2 protein-coding genes are annotated in these 1,334 nt (G+C 43.9%); both read left to right on the plus strand.

Annotated elements, in window-relative coordinates:
• Nucleotides 1–440: DUF1513 domain-containing protein (locus tag A3762_RS13415; protein WP_156493448.1), on the plus strand; the 440-nt coding region annotated here is incomplete at its 5' end.
• A gap of 2 nt (nucleotides 441–442) precedes the next feature.
• Nucleotides 443–1,309: a DUF3450 domain-containing protein gene (locus A3762_RS13420; protein WP_068475562.1), complete on the plus strand. Its 867-nt coding sequence runs from the start codon at nucleotides 443–445 to the stop codon at nucleotides 1,307–1,309.
• The last annotated feature ends 25 nt before the right edge of the window (nucleotides 1,310–1,334 follow it).

Consider the following 1,334-nt stretch of genomic DNA (forward strand, 5'->3'; position numbering starts at 1 on the left):
TGGCAGTCGGTAGTGATGACACGGTGGGGTTGGCACTTCAGTACAAAGGTAAGCGAGAATTCCCGCCGGTGGTTGGCTTTCAAAAAGGGCAGCGAGAGATTCAGTTGGTTAAGTCGGATGACGATCAGACCCATTGGAAAATGAATCAATACACTGCAAGCATTTGTATTCATCCTGAAACGGGTGTCACTGCTATAACTTGTCCCCGAGGCAATCTCATCACATTTTGGGATTCTCGAGATCGTAAGTTTATTAGTTCAATAGAAATTTTTGACGCGAGTGGTGTCGCTTTAAGCCGGGATGGCAGGTACTTTTTTGTTACCTCTGGTACTGGTTCTTTGTATCACATTGACGCTCATGCTTTGGCACTCAGCTCAGTCTCAATTCCTGAATGGCCAAACGCCCATTGGGGAAATCACTTCAGCCAAATAACGGTGTAAACATGCTGATTAATCTAAACCTAAGCACGAGGCTGAGTTCATTGCTCTTGCCTTTGTTTGCGATCTCATTGTTGGTAAGTGCGTCGCCGAGTCGTGGGCAAAACACAATTAGCGACTCGAACCTTGTCCGCAAATTTGATGCGAATATACAAGTTGTAAAGGCCGCGAATATTTCTGGAAAAATATCGCAGGAAAAAATCGATGTGCTTGCTGAACAAACTGAAGAGTTGCTCGATGCATATCGTGAATCCTACGAACAGCTAGCGCGCTACCAGAAGAACATCGCCCATCTTGAGGTGATGCAATCGCGCCAAAGCGAACAAAAAGCGTCTTTACGCAAGCAGATGCTAACTTTATCTGAAACTGAAACAGCTTTGGTTCCTTTGTTGTTAAACATGATTGATGCGTTAGAAGCGAGTATTGAAAAGGACTTACCTTTTTTACTCGTAGAACGTCGCGCGAGGATTAAAGCGCTGCGCAAAATGATCAGCGCGCCAGATTTGTCTTTGCCCAACAAATATCGTCAGGTGCTCGATGCCTATGAAATTGAACGAGACTTTGGTTATACGCTCGAGACTTATGCTCAGGAATTATCTTTGGATGGTCGAGAGACACTTGTTCAAATACTTAGGCTTGGCCGAATTGGGCTTTACTACCAGACCTCAGATGGTTTGCGACAAGGTCTATGGGATCGAGAAAAATCAAAATGGCAATCTTTGGACGGCTATTCAGATTCAATTAGTGATGGTATCTCAATGGCGAATGAACAAGTTTCACCAACGCTTTTAAATTTACCTGTTTTGCCTCATAAGCAAGTGATCGAACAGCAAGGGCATGAAGTTAAGGCGACAGAGGGAAGTGCGAAATAATGCGTTTGATTAATTTGAAAATCAA

This window comes from Oleiphilus sp. HI0125 (genome assembly GCF_001635355.1).